12 protein-coding genes and 2 pseudogenes are annotated in these 17,547 nt (G+C 67.7%); 7 read left to right on the forward strand and 7 right to left on the reverse strand.

All coding sequences use genetic code 11. From position 1 onward, the window contains the following. Window positions 1-66: 66 nt before the first annotated feature. Window positions 67-969, reverse strand: a complete 903-nt coding sequence (locus HDG33_RS15845; RefSeq protein ID WP_184029942.1) for a LysR family transcriptional regulator — start codon at window positions 967-969, stop codon at window positions 67-69. A 403-nt stretch (window positions 970-1,372) separates the two neighbouring features. Between HDG33_RS15845 and HDG33_RS15850 the strand changes: the two are divergent. Together HDG33_RS15850 and HDG33_RS15855 are read left to right on the forward strand one after the other, a co-directional pair. Further along, a pseudogene (locus tag HDG33_RS15850) lies at window positions 1,373-1,768 on the forward strand (transposase); the annotation flags it as partial. 335 nt (window positions 1,769-2,103) lie between these two features. Then, the gene (locus HDG33_RS15855) at window positions 2,104-2,355 is read left to right on the forward strand and encodes a hypothetical protein (protein WP_090804114.1); all 252 of its coding nucleotides are present in this window, start codon (window positions 2,104-2,106) and stop codon (window positions 2,353-2,355) included. A 373-nt stretch (window positions 2,356-2,728) separates the two neighbouring features. Here HDG33_RS15855 and HDG33_RS15860 read toward each other — a convergent pair whose 3' ends face one another. Next, window positions 2,729-3,052 (reverse strand): hypothetical protein, encoded by a 324-nt coding sequence (locus HDG33_RS15860; RefSeq protein WP_018418368.1) that lies wholly within the window; start codon window positions 3,050-3,052, stop codon window positions 2,729-2,731. Window positions 3,053-3,317: 265 nt separating this feature from the next. On the opposite strand from HDG33_RS15860, the gene HDG33_RS15865 reads away from it, so the two are divergent. The 3 genes from HDG33_RS15865 to HDG33_RS15875 all read left to right on the forward strand — a co-directional run bounded on the left by HDG33_RS15865 (window position 3,318) and on the right by HDG33_RS15875 (window position 4,970). Continuing rightward, entirely contained in the window at window positions 3,318-4,037 is a 720-nt protein-coding gene (locus HDG33_RS15865) for a YdcF family protein (protein WP_409259021.1), read from the forward strand. Window positions 4,038-4,236: 199 nt separating this feature from the next. Next, window positions 4,237-4,476 carry a hypothetical protein gene (locus tag HDG33_RS15870; protein WP_090804113.1) on the forward strand — a complete coding sequence of 80 codons (240 nt, stop codon included), beginning with the start codon at window positions 4,237-4,239 and terminating at the stop codon, window positions 4,474-4,476. Window positions 4,477-4,712: 236 nt separating this feature from the next. Next, on the forward strand, window positions 4,713-4,970 hold the full coding sequence (locus HDG33_RS15875; protein ID WP_090804111.1) for a DNA-binding protein: 258 nt from the start codon (window positions 4,713-4,715) through the stop codon (window positions 4,968-4,970). 80 nt (window positions 4,971-5,050) lie between these two features. Here HDG33_RS15875 and HDG33_RS15880 read toward each other — a convergent pair. Beyond that, window positions 5,051-5,212: pseudogene (locus HDG33_RS15880) on the reverse strand (putative quinol monooxygenase); the annotation flags it as partial. A 494-nt stretch (window positions 5,213-5,706) separates the two neighbouring features. Between HDG33_RS15880 and HDG33_RS15885 the strand changes: the two are divergent. Further along, window positions 5,707-7,002 carry an EAL domain-containing protein gene (locus tag HDG33_RS15885; RefSeq protein ID WP_184030067.1) on the forward strand — a complete coding sequence of 432 codons (1,296 nt, stop codon included), beginning with the start codon at window positions 5,707-5,709 and terminating at the stop codon, window positions 7,000-7,002. A 12-nt stretch (window positions 7,003-7,014) separates the two neighbouring features. Here HDG33_RS15885 and arfB read toward each other — a convergent pair whose 3' ends face one another. Continuing rightward, window positions 7,015-7,419: an alternative ribosome rescue aminoacyl-tRNA hydrolase ArfB gene (gene arfB, locus HDG33_RS15890; protein ID WP_184029945.1), complete on the reverse strand. Its 405-nt coding sequence runs from the start codon at window positions 7,417-7,419 to the stop codon at window positions 7,015-7,017. Between the two features lie 189 nt (window positions 7,420-7,608). Here arfB and HDG33_RS15895 point away from each other — a divergent pair, with 189 nt between their 5' ends. Beyond that, on the forward strand, window positions 7,609-8,250 hold the full coding sequence (locus HDG33_RS15895; RefSeq protein ID WP_184029948.1) for a VC0807 family protein: 642 nt from the start codon (window positions 7,609-7,611) through the stop codon (window positions 8,248-8,250). A gap of 55 nt (window positions 8,251-8,305) precedes the next feature. On the opposite strand, the gene HDG33_RS15900 is transcribed toward HDG33_RS15895, so the two are convergent. The 3 genes from HDG33_RS15900 to recC are packed head-to-tail and all read right to left on the reverse strand — an operon-like array spanning window position 8,306 to window position 17,507. Next, on the reverse strand, window positions 8,306-10,396 hold the full coding sequence (locus HDG33_RS15900; protein WP_184029951.1) for an AAA family ATPase: 2,091 nt from the start codon (window positions 10,394-10,396) through the stop codon (window positions 8,306-8,308). Further along, a complete protein-coding gene (recB, locus tag HDG33_RS15905; protein WP_184029954.1) occupies window positions 10,393-14,118 on the reverse strand; it encodes an exodeoxyribonuclease V subunit beta in 3,726 nt (1,241 codons plus the stop codon). Before recB ends, HDG33_RS15900 begins: the two co-directional genes overlap by 4 nt. Continuing rightward, complete coding sequence (gene recC / locus HDG33_RS15910) at window positions 14,115-17,507, reverse strand: exodeoxyribonuclease V subunit gamma (protein ID WP_184029957.1); 3,393 nt, start codon at window positions 17,505-17,507, stop codon at window positions 14,115-14,117. Before recC ends, recB begins: the two co-directional genes overlap by 4 nt. Window positions 17,508-17,547 lie beyond the last annotated feature (40 nt).

The following is a 17,547-nucleotide window of genomic DNA, read 5'->3' on the forward strand; positions in this document are numbered from 1 at the left end:
GTGTGGACGGCGGGCCGCGCCCGGCGCCAATCCTCCAGTCGAACGGATCGCACGCGACCCCGCCCCTCAATTCAACTCCTCGGCCCGGCCCGGCAACTGGCGGATCAGATTCCACACCGCCTCGGCCGCGGGCGACAGCGACCGGTCGCGCCGCCGCACCAGTTCGACGAGGCGTTCCGCGCGCGGCACCAGCGGACGCGCGACCAGCGACGCCCCCGCCGGCAGCGGCAGCGCGAGCCACGGCAGCACGCTGATCCCGACGCCCGCCTCGACGAGCCCGAACACCGTCGCCGAATGGCCGAGTTCCTGCACCACGGTGGCGTTCACGCCCTGCGCCTGCATCACGGCATCGATGAGGGGGCGGCTGCCGGACGCATAATCGAGCATCACGAGTTGCTCGCCGTCGAGGTCCTTCCACGTAACCTGTTTGCGCGCGGCGAGCCGGTGATCGTCACGCGACACGATGCAGAACGAGTCCGTCATCAGCGTCTCGCTGAGCAGATCGTCGTCGGAGAACGGGCCGATGATCACGCCGAAGTCCACTTCACCCGACTTCACCTTGCGCACTACATCGCTTTGCACGTCGTCGCGCAGCCCAAGCGTCACATAAGGAAACTGCTGTCCGCACGACGCGACTACGCGCGGCATCAGCCGGCACGCGACGGTCGGGCTCGCCGCGACCACCACGCGTCCGCGGCGCTGCTCGCCGATTTCGCGGATCTCGCGCAACGCGTCGTCGAGATCCCCCAGCAGTCGCGACACACTCGCCACGAGGTTGCCGCCTACGTCGGTCAGTTGCACTTCGCGCGTCGTGCGATCGATGAGCTTCAGGCCGATCTCGCTTTCGAGCTCGCGTACGCAGCGACTGACCGCCGACTGCGTGAGGCCGATTTCGGCGCCGGCCCGACTGAAGCTTTGCAAGCGCGCCACCTCGATGAAAACCCTGAGCTGTCGCAGCGTCACATTCATTTGTTCACCTCATTAATAGCGCAGCTTGATGCGCATTGTACGACCAAATACATGCGGCATAGCACCGTCCACGTGGCCGCTGCAATGCAGCAAAAAAGCGCGAACGCACGCCGGCCGGGCTTTTCTGCCCCAGATTGGTGATTGTCCCGATTTGCGAGATGGGTTTTTTGGATTCTTATACGGCCCTGGCTGGCGCCCGCGTTGGCCCGCCGCCACGGGGCTTTCAGGCAATCGGCAGCAGATTGGCACACTTCGTGCGTTGTGAAACGCCCAAGGAGGGCGCCATGATTTCCGACGGCAATCCGTGGCAAGCCCGTCCCCTTTGGCACTCGCCTATCGAGTGCGTGAAGAGTGCGCGGCGCGGGGCAGCGCACCGGAGTTAGCTTCGCTGAGGTGAAACATGATGCTGTTCGACGATTTGAGAGATAACGAGTGGGCGCTGGTCGAGGCTTTGTTCTGCGCCGAGCCGGCGCGCAGCGAACGGCGCGGTCGACCGCGCGTGGAAGCTCGGGCGGTGGTCAACGCCGTGCTTTGGGTGTTGTCGACAGGCGAAGGCTGGTCCAAGTTGCCGGGCCGCTACCCGTCCCCCCCGACTTGCCGCCGGCGCTTCGACGAGTGGCAAGCCGATGGCACGCTCGCTGAAATTGTGAAACGGCTTGGCACGAGCGGCCGCGAAATCTCGCTGCGCGGCCGGATCGGCGCAACGGCCGCGAAACCGCCGGCACCGCCGAGCCGCGACCGCCTACGCGGCGCGTTCTGGACCAATCCGGAATCGTGGCGCGCGCCGGTCAAGATGGCCTGACGCGAAACTACGCGGTCACCGGGCGCCTGTAGGTGCCCGGTTTTTTATCCAGCCGACTTTTCCACGATTGCATGCGCGCCCACGACCCGCCAGCATTTGACGGTCGCCGCGAGACGCTGTCTTCTCCGCTTCGCGCGCCCCTTTCGTCTCGCCTCCCGCACGACCGCCACAGCGCTCCTTGCGCGCTGCCTCAGACTGCCAAACTACCCGATAGCTCCGGGTGAAACATCCATTTACTATTAATTACAGCGTGCTTTCGTCCCCCGGCATACGTTAATACTTATGCAAACAGGCCTTGAGTCGAGGGGCTCGAGGTTGAGGGGGATTTCGGAATGAAACCAATGTCACTGGTGTTGTGCGGCATTGTGATTTCATCGATGGCCGCGCCCGCAATTGCGCAACAACGCCCGCAAGGGTGGAACTGGCGCCCGGACCGCCAAGCCACGCTGGAAGCGTGGCAGCAGAGCGAGGCCCATAATCGCGACTTCACGCCGCCGACGCCGCGTGGCGATCTGCGCGGCGATATCGCCAGCAATGTGCGGGCACGGCCCGATGCGCCGCGTGAGGATCAGCGGCGGCGTTGATTTGCTATGTCGCCGCTCGGACGGTGCGTGGCGCGACGCGGTCGCCCAGTATCTTGCATTGCGCACTTACGATCGGGGAACCACCGGACGCGGCGCCAGTCTGACTCAACGCCATTAGCACAGCGTGGCAGTAGTAATTCCGGTATGCCCGTATCTTCGTGATACGGGCTTTTTTTCGCCCTCGAGGCGTTGATGGCATGAAAGGCGCGCAACGGCAACGACCTGCGCGGATCGCGTCGCCGCCTTGTCGATGGGAAGCGGAGATTCGCCCCCGGACGCGCACGGCGACCGGTCGACGTCAGCGACGGCCCGCCGAGGGGGTGACAGGCCCGGGCGGACAGTGACTCAGTTCAGATAAGCGATGAACCTTGAGCTAAGATCTGACTTCGGCTGTCGCGGCGGACTGCGGTTCGGCCGCGCCGAGAACGTAATCGTTCATGCGTTGCGCTGTCCATGTGAGCAGACGCTCGTCGTGCTCGAGCCGCGCAAACTCCGCTTTGCCGCGTTCGGTGAGCACCGCGATATCGACGGGAGCATGAAAGCCTGGCGCCGGTGCGACGGTTCGCTGACGAACAGTGTCCATCAGCCCCAGCGCGCGAAGATATTGGAAGACACCTGGCCTTCTGGCCCAGGGAACCTGACGATATTGCGCTCGCCGCAGCGCTTCAAGTACCGCTTCGTTGGAATACGTGGTCATCTCACTTCTTTCTTAAAGTGCAGCTATGACACATTCATGCCCACGCGTCACTGCGCCACCGGCGACGCGCGTAGCACCCGCTCCTGGTCGGAAGCTCGCCGCCTGTCTGACAGCGGATTTCCGCCAGGTGCTGCCTGGTCTCGTTTTCGGAACCCCCGTCAGAACGGCATGTTAGCGTTCTCTCCATGAACCGACGATGCAACCGCCGCGGCGCGATGGCAGGCCCGTGGATTTGTCCCGAAAGACATACGTTACCCCATTTAAATTGATTCTATTCACTTTATTAGCGCTTTTTTTTGCAGCAATCGTGCTATGGAAACGTGCGCGCCGGCCGCTCATCGTCTGCATGATCGCGCTGTTCTGGCTGCTCGCGGCCGGCTGGCTAACCGCGCCACTGCTCGATCTGGCGCAGCCGCAACGACAGAGCGCCACGGCCGCCACCTTCGCGCCACGCACCGCGATCATCCTGCTCGGCGGCGGCACGGTCTACGACCACGACCACGTGCTGGTGCCACCGCGCGACGTACTCTCGCGCATCGAGGTCAGCGCGCAGAACTACGCGGCCTGCAAGCGCACGGCGAGCACGTGCCGGGTGATCGTCAGCGGCGGCAATCCGCAGCGGCATAGCGCGACCGAAGCCGACACCTACCTGCCCTATCTGCTGCGTCAGCAGGTGGCGCGCTCGGACATCGTGCTCGAGCGAAGCAGCCGCACGACCTATGAGAACGCGCGCAACGTCTCGGTTATTGTCGGTCAATCACATTACGACACGTTGATACTCGTCACCTCCGCGTATCACATGCCGCGTGCGCTGCTCGATTTTCAGCGCTTCGGCGTCGAGCCGCAGCCGCAGATTTCGAGCGCGCGGCGCGCGCGGATCGGCGTGCTGCCGCGCTTCGCCAATCTCGTGGCCGCGGAGATAGCGTTGCATGAGCTGATCGGCCTCGCGCAATTTCACCTGTATCGCGCGATCGGCTGGTTCTGACGGACGATGTAGGCCGCTGCGCTCTCGCACTCGAGGACGTCGCGGTTTATTCAATCAGCGTCCAGCTATTACAAAACGTAACAAGTGTTGAGCGCGGTTACAAAGCCATCGGCTGGAGAAGAGTTTGCTCGATAGAATGCATTGTCTTTCCCACTGGACAGGCAATACTCGGGTCCACCACCATTCTACGGAGGTAACGATGAAGAAAGTGTCCATGGCGATCCTGGTTTCCTTGTGTGCCGCAGCCGGCGCGGCTCACGCGCAGGACAACGGCATCACGACGAGCACCGATCCGGCGAAGGCCGCCGACGTCGAGCAGCGTGCGCAAGATTTGCAAAACCGCGAGCAGTCGATGGGAAGCGCACCGGCCGCGCCGGCCAAGCATCACAAGATGGCTCCGCATCATCCGAAGAAGGGTGCCGACGCGTCGGGCACCTGAGCGACTTCGCGGATCTCGCCTCGCGGCCTCGTCGTGAAGGTGAAAAAGCCGAAGCTGGCAGCGCCGGTTTCGGCTTTTTTTATTTGTGCGACCCGCTCGCCGCTGGCAAGGCACTCCGAGGCGCGCACCGGCCTGGCAAGCCGCCGGTGCTCTGCTCTCGGTATGCTAAAGTCGCGCACCGACCGGCGAGCCGCCGGCATCCCCTAACCCGTGCGCACCCTGGTGCGGAGGACAGCATGAGCAACATCCAGCTTGATATCGAATGGACCGAAGCAGCATCTCGCAAGATCGAAAAACTGATGCCGCGTGGCGGTCAGGAAGCGTACCTCGCGCTGCCGCCCGTCGAATGCCTGCCGATGGAAGGCGACGTGCTGTTTCTCGGCCCGGCTGGCAAGCAGGAGCCGTTCATTGTCGCGGAGCGCCAGTATCACCATGACGGCGACGCCGACTGGACCATCATCCTGATTCTCGATGTCCCGCAAGCAACCCACTGATCGCTGACGGCGCGCCGGCGGCCTCAGGGCCGCCCCACCTGTCCTGCGTGTCCGCGCGCCGCTGACGCCCGCGCCCGAATTCAGGCGATCTTCGACACCACGCGAATCTCCGCGTGCTCGATCCAATCCGCGGCCGCCTTCTTATATGCCTGGATATGCGCGGATTTCGCATGCGCCGCGAGCGCATCCTGGCTTTCCCACCGCTCGGTGAACACGAACCGGCGCGGCTCCTGCACGTCGCGCCAGAATCCGCCCGGCAGAGCAGTGCCAAGCCCACCGCCCGAATGGCCGCATCAGCGCCTACAGCGGCACTAGCATGTGAGCACCGTCGGCGCCTGGAGTTTGGCGGACGACCACTGGGCGCCCTGCTACCCTCGGCGTGGTACGGTAACTCATTGCGATTGAGAATCGGTTTCGCGCGTGGCAAGCGCGCGGGACGCTCCGGCGCATTACCGCAACGGATTGCCGCACGGCCGTAGGCAGCCGTTTTGCAGACAATTTTCGCGCCCATGCGTTTGTGATAACCCGCACATTGTCGCGCGCTGCAAACTGCTAGACTCATTTTGACCAATTCGCCGGAGTCCAGCGTGGCTGGTACCGCCCTCCGTGTTCGCGGGACGCATTCGTTTCGTTCCCGCGGCGCTTCGGGTGTGCGAGCGCTACGCGCCGAATGGGTTTGCGTGCCCCTTCATTCCCTTGCCGCAACGATCCCATGTCAGCTTTCATGCCCGCTTCTATGCCATCCGTCAGCGAATTGACCGTGAGCGGCCTGCTCCCGCACCTGGTCCGCGGCGAGTCGGGCTGGACCGCGACCTGGCGCGCGTTGACATTGCACAGCGTGTTCCAGCCGGTGCTGTCGGTCACGCATCAGTGCGTGGTCGGCTACGAGGGGCTATTGCGCGCGTTCGATCCCGTCGGTCTGCCCGTCTCGCCCGAAGTATTGTTCTCGGGCACGCGCTCGGCCGCCGAAGCGCGCGAACTCGATCGCATCGCGCGCTGCCTGCATGTGGCGAACTTCATGGAGCAAGGCATCAGCACCGGGTGGCTGTTTCTGAACACGCGCCCGCAGGTGTTCGAAACCGGCTGGCCGCAGCGCGCTTTCATCGACGAGTTGTCCGCGCATTTCGGGCTGCCGCAGGAGCGCATCGTGATCGAAGTGCTCGAGCAGCCCGCCGACGACGAATCCGCCGTCGCCAGCATGCTCGCCGCCTCGCAGCCGCGCGATTTTCTGATCGCGATCGACGACTTCGGCACCGGCTTCTCGAACTTCGATCGCGTGTGGCGCTTCCGCCCCGACATCGTCAAACTCGACCGCTCGCTCGTCGCGCGCGCGGGCAAGCGCGAGGGCGACGAATCGATGATCAGCCATCTGATCGCGATGCTCCATCAGTCGGGCACGCTCGTGCTCGCCGAAGGCGTCGAAACCGATGAAGAGTTGATGATCCTGATGCAGGCCGACGTCGATTTCGTGCAGGGGTTCTGGTTCGGTCAGCCAAAGAGCAGCGTGCTGGCCGCCTGCACGAAGGTGCCTGCGCTCGTCGCGTCGATCTGGAGCAAGTTCGCCGAATACGAGCGTGCGCACGCCGGCCACCAGCGGCTCGGGTTCGAGGGCTTCGCGGAAGCGGTGCTGGCCGCCGCCGACACCTACAAGGCGACCGGTGACCTCGAACAGGCCGCGCAAAAGGTCTGGCATCTGCCCGAAGCGCGCCGCGTGTTCCTCACCGACGGCCTGGGCGAGCAGACCCAGCCTTCGGTGACGGCGGCGTCGGTCCCGCCGCCTCCGAAGCGGCTCGCGCCGCTCTATACGGAGACGCGCAGCAACTGGTCGCGTCGCGCGTATTTCCGGCACGCGCTCGCGGCGCCGGGCCGCGTCGCGATGATGGGGCCGCATTATTCGCTCGCCGATGGTCAGGACTGCTACACCGCGGCGATCGCGTTCGAGCGCGACGGCACGCACGTGCTGTGCGTCGACTTCGTGCCGGAGGCGGCGCCGCCGGATGTGCGCGCCGGCAGACGCGGCGCCAGGCGTTAGCGACCCACGCCGCTACTCGTGCACGCGGCCGCGCCCCGACTTGACCTCGCTGCGCCTGGTCTTGCTGTCGAGCCGCCGCAGGTTCGACGCGCGGGTCGGCCGCGTCGCGACCCGATGCTTGCGGGTCACGCTGACGCTTTCGATCAGTTCATCGAGCCGCGCGAGCGCCGCCGCGCGGTTCATCTCCTGGGTCCGATGCTCCTGCGCCTTGATGATCACGACGCCGTCGCGCGTGAGCCGGTGGTCGGACAGCGCGAGCAGACGCATCTTCAGCACTTCCGGCAGCGACGAGGCACGCACGTCGAAACGCAGATGGATCGCGCTCGACACCTTGTTGACGTTCTGACCACCCGCCCCCTGCGCGCGCACGGCGGTCAATTCGATTTCGTTGGGCGGGACCGGATAGCGGGATGTCATGGGTGGTCGGCAAGGAAGATGCGTCAGTGTACAAGCGCTCGACGCGAGATGCCCGAACTCGCGGGAAGGCGGCGGAGCGCCCGGTGCGGCGCCCGGCGGCACCGGCTCGCGAACGCTACGAAAAAAACCATTTGCGTCGGCCCGACCGGTTCATCGATACTGGTTCTTTCGCTTACGGCGTAAATTCATATGAAAATCCGTCCCGGTTTCGTGCTCGAACTGGCCGTCAACTTTCTGCTGCCGTGGCTTGCTTACCGGCTCGCGTTGCCGCGGGTCGGCGAGACCGGCGCGCTGATCGCGTCCGCCGTGCCGCCGCTCGTGTGGAGCGCGATCGAGCTCGCGCGCTTCAGGCGCGTCGATGCGCTCAGCGTGATGGTGGTGGCGGGCATCGTGCTGTCGGTCGCGGCCATGGCGCTCGGGGGCAGTCCGCGCATGCTGCTGTTGCGCGAGTCGCTGGTGTCCGGCGCGGTCGGCGTCGTGTTCCTGCTGTCACTGCCGATGCGTCGTCCTCTGATCTTCTACCTCGCGCGCGCGACGGTCGCGCGCGAAATGGAAGGCGGCGCCGCGCATTTCGAGGCGCTATGGCGCGAGCGCCCCGGTCTCGCCACCGCGATGCGAACCATGACGCTCGTGTGGGGCATCGGGCTGACCGCCGAAACCGCGCTACGCGCGTGGATGGCGCTGACGTGGCCGATCGAACGCTTCCTCGTCGTGTCGCCCTTGATCGGCTACGGCATCTACGCGGGACTCGCGCTGTGGACACTGTGGTATCGCAGGACGATGCGCAGCCGCGTCGAGGCCATCGAGCGGGCGAGCGGGGTTGCCGGTTGAGCGCCGCTCGCACCACAAGTCCGCCACTTCGCTTTTTCTGCCTGCTGCCGCGCGATCAACGCGATGCTTCGGCAATCCGCGCGGCCAGCCCCGAATCACGCTGCGTCGGCGTCGCGATCGCCTGCGCGAGCACGGCCCGCGCGCCGATCACCTCGACGCGTTCGCGCGCGCGAGTAATCGCCGTATACACGAGCTCACGCGACAACACCCGGCTGAACGCCGACGGCAGCACCAGCACCGCTTGCTCGAACTCCGAACCTTGCGACTTGTGGACCGTCAGCGCGAACGCGGTGTCGTGCGGCGGCAGCGCGGCCGGCGACACCGCGCGCACACCGCCGTCGCCGGTGCGAAAGTACACGCGCAGCGCGCCACCCGCGCCCGGCAGCGCAATGCCGATGTCGCCATTGAACAGACTCAGCGCGTAATCGTTGCGCGTCACCATCACCGGACGTCCGGCAAACCACTGCGCGCCGACCGCGAGCGTGACGCCCGCGGCGCGGCGCACCTCAGCCGCCATCGCCGCGTTGACCTGATCGACGCCGCGAGGTCCGAGCCGCGTCGCACAGAGGATGCGGAAGCGGTTGAGCGCGTCGAAGAGCGGCACTGGATCGGGCGTATCGACGGCGAGCGCCCTGGCAAGCGCGTCGGCGTACGGCGCGAAGCCACCGGCAAGTCTTGCGGTGGTGCGCTGGGCCAGCGTCGTGTGAGCGTCCTCGTGCAGCGCCGCGGCGCAGACCTCGGTCGGGTCGATCTGCAATACGTCGAGCGCCGCGCTCGGTGAGCCGTTGCGAATCGCGACGGACAAACGGCCGATCGGCGACTCGAGGCCGAACCGGTAGTTGCGCTCGAGCCAGACGACGCAGTCCGCGAGCGGGTTGCGTTCGATCGCCGATCGCTTATCGCGATCCGCCTGCTCGCCAGTCGCCGATGTCACGCCGTCACCGAACAGATCGCCCGACGCGGGTGGCTCGACGGTTTGTGGCGTCTCGGGCGGCGCAAATAAATCGTCCAACGGTGCTTCATCGACTTCACGCAACGCGCGCGGCAAAGCCCGCGCGAGCCGCGCCTCGTCGATGTCGAGCGCCTGCGCGACCCATTGCAATCCGCGCGCGCTCAACGCCGGCCGCGCGCTGAGTTCGGCGAACACCGCGCCGGCTTCGACCGCGGCGAGCTGGTCCTTGTCACCGAGCATCACGAGCCGCGTTTGCGGCCCGATCGCGTCGAGCAGATGCGTGGCCATCGCCACGTCGATCATCGACGCCTCGTCGACCACGACCACGTCATACGGCAACGGATTATCGCGATGATGCCGGAAGCGCCCGCTCGGCCCCGGCCCCAGCAAGCGATGCAGCGTGTACGAGGTCTGCGGCAAACGCGCGGCGAGTTCGGGCGGCAGGTCGCCCGCGCGCGCGAGCAACGCTTCCTGCATCCGTTGCGCCGCCTTGCCGGTCGGCGCCGCCAGCGCGATGCGCAAATCGGCCCGCGCATCGAGCAGACACGCAAGCACGCCGACCACGGTCGTGGTCTTGCCGGTTCCCGGGCCGCCGCTGACGATCGTCAGCCGCCCCGACAGCGCCATCACGGCCGCGACGCGTTGCCAGTCGACGTCATCGTCTCGCGGCGGACCGAAGTAGCGCAGCAGGCGTTCGCGCAAAGCGGCGGGGGCGGTGTCCGCGTCGGCCTTCGCGGTGCTCGCCTCGCCCGTCGCATGCGCGACCAGGGCGTGGGCCAGGCGCCGCTCGTAGTCGTAGTAGCGCGCGAGATAGAGACGCCCCTGCGCGTCGATCACGAGCGGGCGCAACGCCGCCGCGCCCGCCGCGTCCGCTGCGCCATCGCTTGCCATGCCGCTCGCGAGCAGCGCCGCGCGCACTTCGGCGCTCGACGCGTCGAAGCGGCGCGCGAGCGTCGCGAGCGGCACGCACACGTGCCCTTCGGCGGTCGCGCGGCTCGCGGCGAACGCGCCGCGCGCGGCCCACTTCACCACCTCGGTCGATGCGCCACCGCGCCGCGCGAGCATGCCGATACGGCGCGCGAACCCTTCGGCGAGCGCGATGCTGAAATCGGCCGGTGCGGGCAGGTTGACGCCGATGTCTTCGAGCCCGAGCGGCGCGGCCGCGCGCTCATCAAGCGTGCCGGGCGTGCTCATGCGCCACCTCCGATCATCGCCGCGTCGAGCAGCGCCACCAGTTCGAACGGCGCACGCCGCCTGTGCACACCAGCGGCACCGTCGACATCGCGCCAGTCGGGCCGCACGCCGCGCACGAACAGATACAGGTAGCCGCCGATATGCGTGTCGTATGCATAGTCGCGCACGCGCGTCTTCAGATAGCGATGCAGCGCGACCGTATAGAGCAGCGCCTGCAGGTGGTACGCGTGACTCGCCATCGCCGTTTCGAGCGGCGCGGCCGCGTAGTCGGCGGCGGTGTCGCCGAGATGGTTCGACTTCCAGTCGACGATCCAGAAGCGGCCGTCGTGCTCGACGATCATGTCGATAAATCCTTTGACGAACCCGCGCAGCACGCCAGGCTCCAGCGCGACGTCGGGATAGCCGTATTCGATCAGCAGCTCGCGCAGCGCCGGAAAATCCAGCGACGGGGCCGCGAACAGAAACTCGAGTTCGTTCAGGCGCCGACGCGGATCGAGCCGCGCGAGCGTCATGCCCGGCACGAGTTCGGTCGAGACGACGTCGGCGATCAGCCGATGCATCATCGCGGGCAAGCGCGCGGCGAGCTCGGGCGCGGCCGGCGCCGGACGCTCGCGCAGCGCGCCGCGGATCGCGTCGGGCCAGGTGCGCGCCTCGGTAAAATCGGCGAGTTCGAACATCCGATGCAGGCAATCGCCGGCCGCCGCGCCGCGCGGGAACGCGAGGATGTCGTCGTCGGCATGCGCCGGGGCGCTCGACGCGGCGAGCGGCGTGAGCAGCGGCGCGGAGGGTAGCGCATCGGCGATTTCATCGTGGTCGGGCCGCACGTCTTCCTGCGGCGCGTGCGCGTGCGCATCCGCGCTCCTGCCGCCGGCCGCGATCAGCCCGCTGAAACTTGCCATGCGCCACTGATCGCGCAACGGCCGCCGATTCGCGCGCGCGTGCAGATGCGCGCCCTGATCTCGCAGACTTTCGAGCGGTATGCGGCGCGTCACTTCGGGCAGCGCCCGCAACGTGACCGGTCCGCCCGCGAGCGCCTGCCAGCTCGCCGCGAGCGCGGCTTCGTCGGGCGGCTCGGCGAGCCAGGCGTCGAACGTGTGGCCGCTGCCGCCGACGAGCCAATTCAGCACGCTGCGCCGCGACTCCTTCGTCGAGCGCGCCGACAGATACGTGCCCGCGACGAGATAGCAGCGATACACCGCGCGCGTGAGCGCCACATAGACGAGCCGCGCGCGTTCCGCCGCCTGCTCGCGCACCGCGTAACGCGAGGCGCGCTCGGCTTCCTCTTCGTCGCAACCGTAGTGCAGCACCGCGTCGCCGCTGTCGTCGTGATACTCGCGCGCGTCGGGCAAGCCCGACGAGGGCGGCTCGCGCAAGCCGCCATCGTTCAGGAACGGACAGAACACGACCGCGTATTCGAGTCCCTTCGATTTATGGACCGTGACGATCTGCACGAGATTGCGATCCGACTCGAGCCGCAGTTGCGCCTCGTCACCGCCGCCCTGCTCGCGCTGCGCGGCGAGCCAGCGCAAGGTAGGCGCGATGCCGGGCTGGGTGGCCGCGCGCGCCTGCACGAGCTCGGCGAGATGGTTCACGTTGGTCAGCCGACGCTCACCGTCGACACCCGCGACGAGCCGCTGCGCGACGCGCAGCTCGCGCACCAGCGTGCGCCACATCACCGCGAAGCCGCGTTCGTGCCACAGCATCCGGTAGCGCGAAAAACGCTCGACCCAGCCCATCGCGTCGGCGGCGTCGAGCGCCGGCGCGGGTTCGTCAACGGCCGCGGCCGCGGGCGCATCGGCGACCTGCGTGAGACGCCACAGCGCGGCGGCATCGAGCCCGAGCCAGTCGGTGGCGAGCGCGGCGCGCAGGCGACGCAGATCGCCGGGCGTGTCGATGGCGGCCAGCACGCGCTCGATCTGCTCGGCGTCGAGCGTCGCGAACACCGACGCCTGCGCAAGCTCCACGCTGCCGACGCCCCACGCCGCGAGCACGCGTTTGACGAGGCTGCCCTGCTTGTGCGTCTGCACGAGCACGGCGATATCGCCCGGTGCGAGCGGCTTGTCACCGATCGTCACGACACCTTCGCGCGCCCCTCGCAAAAGCCGCACGATCTCGGCCGCGCACGCTTCGCTCGCGGCGCGCTGCGCGCTGCGTTTGTCCAGCGGCGTTGCGCCGCGCGGCAACGTCCAGATGCGGAAATCGCCGCCGCTCGCGTCGGGATCGGTAAACGGCGCGCGGCGCCGCTCGCCCGCACGCACTGGCTGATAGTCGAGCCCGTCGAGCACGAACGCCTGGCGGTTCGCTTCGAAGATCCGGTTGCACGCCTCGACGATCGGTGCGGTCGAACGCTGGTTGACCGCGAGCGTGTAGCACGCGGACGCCGACTCGCGCGCCGCGAGATACGTATGCAGATCCGCCGCGCGAAAACTGTAGATCGCCTGCTTTGGATCGCCGACGAGGAACAGCGGTCCCGCCGGCGCGAAGATGCGGCTGAAGATCGCGAATTGCAGCGGATCGGTGTCCTGGAACTCGTCGATCAGCGCGGCCGGATAGCGGCTACGCAATGCATCGGCGAGCCAGGCATGCGCGGCCAGTGCGCGATACAGATTCGCGAGCAGATCGTCGAACGATACAACTCGGCGCGTGCGCTTGCGCGCCACCAACTCGGCCGGCGCGTAGTCGAGCCATGTCTGCACCAGCGCGAGCCAGCGCGCGCGCTGCGCGGCCTCGGCGGCGACCACGGCCGCGGCCAGCGCGTCGGCATGCTCGAAGAACGGATGTGCGGGCGGCTCGAACTTGACCTTGGTTGCCTTCTTCAACGCCGACGCCGTCAGCTTCAGCGCGGCGCGCGGCGGCGGCGCATGGCAGTCGCCCTGCGCGAAGTAGTCGGTCCACGCGGCGATCGCGGCGCTCACGTGATCGAGCTTGTGCGTGGTCTTGCTCAGGCGCTCCTGTGCCTCGGCCAGTAGCGCGACGATCGCGTCGCGTTCGGCCCGCCAGATCGCGCACGCGACATCGAAGCCGGCCTGCGGATCGGCGCTTGCGCCGGCCGCGTCGACGCTGCCCCAGCGCAATTGCGCGAGCGGCTTTTTCAGGCGCCGTGCCAGCTGCTCGTCGAGCGACGCGGGACCGGCGCGCTTGGCCACCAGCCACGCGGCGAACGCCGGATGCGCATGCGCGACCGGCTCGACCTGCTCGCGCCAGAAATCGGCGGCGAGTTCGAAACGCAGCGCCGCGTCGTCGGCTTCCATCTCGAACGCGAATGGCATCGCGGCCGCGAACGGCGCTTCCTGCAAGGCGCGCTGACAGAACGCGTGGATCGTGTGGATCGCGGCCTGATCGAACGTGCGCAGCGCGCGGCGCACGACCTTCAACGCGGCCTCGCGCTCGATACCGCGCTCCGGCGCGAGCGTCGTTTCGAACAGCCGGCGGATGAACGGATCGTCGCCGTCGTCGTCCATCTCGATCGCGCGATGCAGTTCCGCGAGACGGCCGCGTATGCGCTCGTGCAGCTCCGCGGTCGCGGCCTTCGTGAACGTGACGACGAGAATCTGATCCGCGTTCAGGTTCTTTTCCAGCAGCAGCCGCACGTACAGCGCGCAGATGTTCCACGTCTTGCCGGTGCCCGCCGACGCTTCGATCTGGTTCACGCCGTCGAGCGGGCATGCGAACACGTCGAGTTCGTCGGCGGCGAGGCTTTGATGGCGCAGCGCGTGGCTCATGAGGCGCTCCGCAAATGCTGGATCAGTGGCTTGAAAACGATCGCGGCGAGGCTGCCGAACGGTTCGTCGAGCGTGAGCGGTGTGCCGCGCAGCGCGATGCGCAACGCGGGGTCGTCGGATTCGCCGCGCACGCGGTCGTTGACCCATACGCCTTGCGCCGCCGATTCGCTTTCGCTGAGCCGCGCCCATGCGCTTTTCGGGAAGAAGCGCAGCGGCAGCCGGCGGCCGGCATTGAAGAGCGCAGCCAACGGCGCGAGTTCGTCGAGCGGAGCCGCGACGGGCGCGAGCTCGAAGCTCTCGCCGCTGCCGTGCCACACGGTGCGGCGCGGGCCGTCCGGCTGCGCCGCGCAATAGACCAGATGCGCGAGCCACGCGGACAGATAGTCGCGCGCGCTGGCTTTGGCATAACGAAAGATCACTTGTCCCGTTCCGGTCAGCAGGTTCAACGTGCCGCGCAGTTGCAACGGCGTTTCGGCGGACTCGAGCAACAGCGCGTCGTAGTCGCCAAACAGGGAGACGGCGCCGTCGGTGCCAGCGCCGCCTTGCGGCCAGCGCGGCGAGACGTCGAGCACGAACGGCAAGCGCTCGACGCCCTCGGCCACTTCGCGCCGCACGCTTTGCGCCAACTGCCGCAGCGCGGACAGCTCGCGCGCGCGCCACACCGCGCCGGTCGCGCCGCCGGGCAACTCGGGGCTCGCCTCGGCGACGCGCTGCACGCGGCTATAGATCACCTCGTCGTCGGTGCCGGCGTCTAGCAGGACCGGCAGCAGGCGCTCGGCGAGTGCGTCGCGGCCCGCGTAGTCGAGATCGAACGGCTCGGTGTCGAGCAACTCGCCCTGCGCATCCGACAACGCGATTCCGAGCCGGTCGCGCAGCAGTGCGCGCGCCGGATGACGCCAGAAGCGCACGAAGTCGTCGAACTCCACCTCGTGCATATCTTCCGGCGGCAGCGGTTGATCGAAGAACGGCGTGGCGGCGGCATGCTGCGGTTCGGCAAGCAGCGTGGCCAGCTCGGCGCGATCGGCGTCGTAGGTGAACAGGTCGGGCTTCGCCGCGAAGTAGTCCGACGCGAACGCCTGCAACGGATGCTCGACGATGAACTCGCGCCGCGCGCTGTCGACCTCGGCCGGACTCGCGTCCTCGCCCGCCGACACCTGCGCGAGATGATCGAGCAGTTCATCGACGAGCGCGGCCGGCGGCAGCGGCGCGTTATCGCGAATGCTGCGGCCCGTGTAGGCGATGAAGAGCCGCTCGCGCGCGGCGAGCAGCAGATCGAGGAACAGATTGCGCTCGTCGTCGCGGCGCTGACGGTCGCCGGCCTTGCCAAACGCGGCCATCAGGTCGAACTCGTCGGCACGCGCGAGCGACGGCAGCACGCCGTCGTCCATGCCGAGCAGGCAGACCACGCGGAACGGCAAACCGCGCAAGCTCGTCAGCGAAGAAAACGTCACGCTGCCCCACGGCACGCCGCCGCGTGCGGGGTCGTCGAGCGCTTCGGTGAGCGCGGTGCGCACCACCGACGCCGGCAGCAACACATCATGCGCGCCGGCCTGCATCGCGGCGCTCATCGCATCGAGCGCGTCGCGCACGGCCGCGAGCGAATCGGCGAACTCGACGCCGCCGTCGAAGCACTGCCCGAGCGTTTCGAGCAGCAGTTGCGACCAGTCGGACGGCATGCGCTCGATCGCGCAGCTCGCCGCGAAGCTGTCGATGTCGTCGACGAAACGCGACAGACGGCCGAGCAGTTCAGCATCCGAACCGCCCGCGCCTTCGACCGGCAGCCACGCATCGACCGGCTCGCCGCCTGCCGGCATCGCGTAGCCGAGGTACAGGCGCGTCAGCGCATCGGCGAACGTATGACGCGCGACCGGCACGTGTTCACCCAACGGTTCGAGCGGCGCGAGCCCGCGCCGCGCGCCGGCGGCCGCGAGCCATTCCTGCGCGGCTTCGAGCGAATTCGCATCGATGCCGTAGCGCACCGCGACCGCGTCGACGCGCAGCCATTCGATCAGATCCGGCGCGCCGACGCTGCGCTCGGGCAGCGCGAGCCAGTCGAGCAACAGACGCGCGACCGGATTGGCCTGCGACGGCGGCAGGCCGGTAATGCGGTACGGAATGCGGCGCGTGTCGCCGGCGGGCGTGGTGCCGAACACCGCATCGATCAGCGGACCGGCCGCCGCGAGATCGGACACCGCGACCAGCACGTCGGACGGCTGTAGATCGTCGAATTCGTCGAACCAGCCGAGCAGGCGATCGTGCAGCACTTCGAGCTGCCGGGACAGGCTATGACAGACGTGCACCTCGATACCGCGCTTGATAGGCAACTCGTCGGCATCGGCCTCATTGCGCAAAGCGAGGATGCCGTTCTGCACCGCGGCGAGCCAGCTCGGCTCCGGGTTTTCGGTGAAGTCGCCGGTCTCGGCCGATGCGGCGCTTTCGGTCAGCTCGTGCAGCATATGCAGCTGCGCCTGAGTCTGGCGGCCCCATTCGGCGAGCAGCGGATGACCGACTTCCTGATAGTCGAGCTGCCCCGCCGCGTCGAGTGCCTGCACGCGCCCTTCGCTGACCACGTCGAACCAGAACTCGCGGCACGGGTTCATCACGTACAGACGCACGTCGATCCAGCGCGACAGCGCGCGCAGCAACGCGATATGCAGCGGCGGCATGGTCGGCAGCGCGAACACGCTGACCGCCTCGGGCCATTGCGCGTTCGAGATCGCCTCGAGATCGAGCGCCGCGATTTCATCGAGGAACCGATACGCGGGCGGCAGCGCGGCCGCGGATGTGTGCGCATGACCCCCGGCTTGCGCGAGCTCGGCGAGCACCGCGCGCCACAGCGCCGCCTGCCAGCGCTCGTCCTCGCGCGCCGCGTCGCTCGCGCCGGTCAGACGCGGACCGGTGTCGTCAGCCGCGCCGCTCGCGAAGATCGAGCCGCCCTTGTGCCATTGCAGCAGCCATTCGGGACGATAAGTCAGATAGTGATCGAGCACGGTCGCGACGCGCCGCGCGAGTTCGTAGCGCATCGACGCGTCGGCCGCATCGAGATAGGTGCGCAGACGCGGCGACCCGTTCCACGGCAGCGCTTCGTCTGAGTCGTCGAGCAGCCGGTAGCAGCGCCACACGAGCCGGTCCGGCGCGAACGGCGAATGCTTCGGCACCTCGATCACGCCGCCGATCTGCGCCCACAGCCATTGCGCGAGATAACCAAAGTCAACGTTCGCGCAGATGCCCTGGCGCGCGGCGATATCGAGCTCGAGCCGCCGGCGCACGGCCGCGCTCGGCACGATCACGGGCCGCGCGGTCCACGGGTCGGACGGCGCTTGCGCGAGGTCGCCGAGCAGCGCGCCCACCAGCGTCTCGTAGCGGTTCGAGTAGAAGAGCTGAAGCATGGATTCCAGATCACATTTGGCACGCTGATGGCCCGCGAGC

It is taken from the genome of Paraburkholderia sp. Cpub6, from assembly GCF_014201065.1.
Classification (GTDB): Bacteria; Pseudomonadota; Gammaproteobacteria; order Burkholderiales; family Burkholderiaceae; genus Paraburkholderia; species Paraburkholderia tuberum.

Bases quoted from the DNA above. Each gene is read 5' to 3' on its own strand.
- recB (WP_184029954.1), bottom strand. From the start codon at position 14,118: ATGAGCCACGCGCTGCGCCATCAAAGCCTCGCCGCCGACGAACTCGAC.
- HDG33_RS15895 (WP_184029948.1), top strand. From the start codon at position 7,609: ATGAAAATCCGTCCCGGTTTCGTGCTCGAACTGGCCGTCAACTTTCTG.
- HDG33_RS15845 (WP_184029942.1), bottom strand. From the start codon at position 969: ATGAATGTGACGCTGCGACAGCTCAGGGTTTTCATCGAGGTGGCGCGC.
- arfB (WP_184029945.1), bottom strand. From the start codon at position 7,419: ATGACATCCCGCTATCCGGTCCCGCCCAACGAAATCGAATTGACCGCC.
- HDG33_RS15870 (WP_090804113.1), top strand. From the start codon at position 4,237: ATGAAGAAAGTGTCCATGGCGATCCTGGTTTCCTTGTGTGCCGCAGCC.
- recC (WP_184029957.1), bottom strand. From the start codon at position 17,507: ATGCTTCAGCTCTTCTACTCGAACCGCTACGAGACGCTGGTGGGCGCG.
- HDG33_RS15855 (WP_090804114.1), top strand. From the start codon at position 2,104: ATGAAACCAATGTCACTGGTGTTGTGCGGCATTGTGATTTCATCGATG.
- HDG33_RS15875 (WP_090804111.1), top strand. From the start codon at position 4,713: ATGAGCAACATCCAGCTTGATATCGAATGGACCGAAGCAGCATCTCGC.
- HDG33_RS15900 (WP_184029951.1), bottom strand. From the start codon at position 10,396: ATGAGCACGCCCGGCACGCTTGATGAGCGCGCGGCCGCGCCGCTCGGG.
- HDG33_RS15885 (WP_184030067.1), top strand. From the start codon at position 5,707: ATGCCATCCGTCAGCGAATTGACCGTGAGCGGCCTGCTCCCGCACCTG.
- HDG33_RS15860 (WP_018418368.1), bottom strand. From the start codon at position 3,052: ATGACCACGTATTCCAACGAAGCGGTACTTGAAGCGCTGCGGCGAGCG.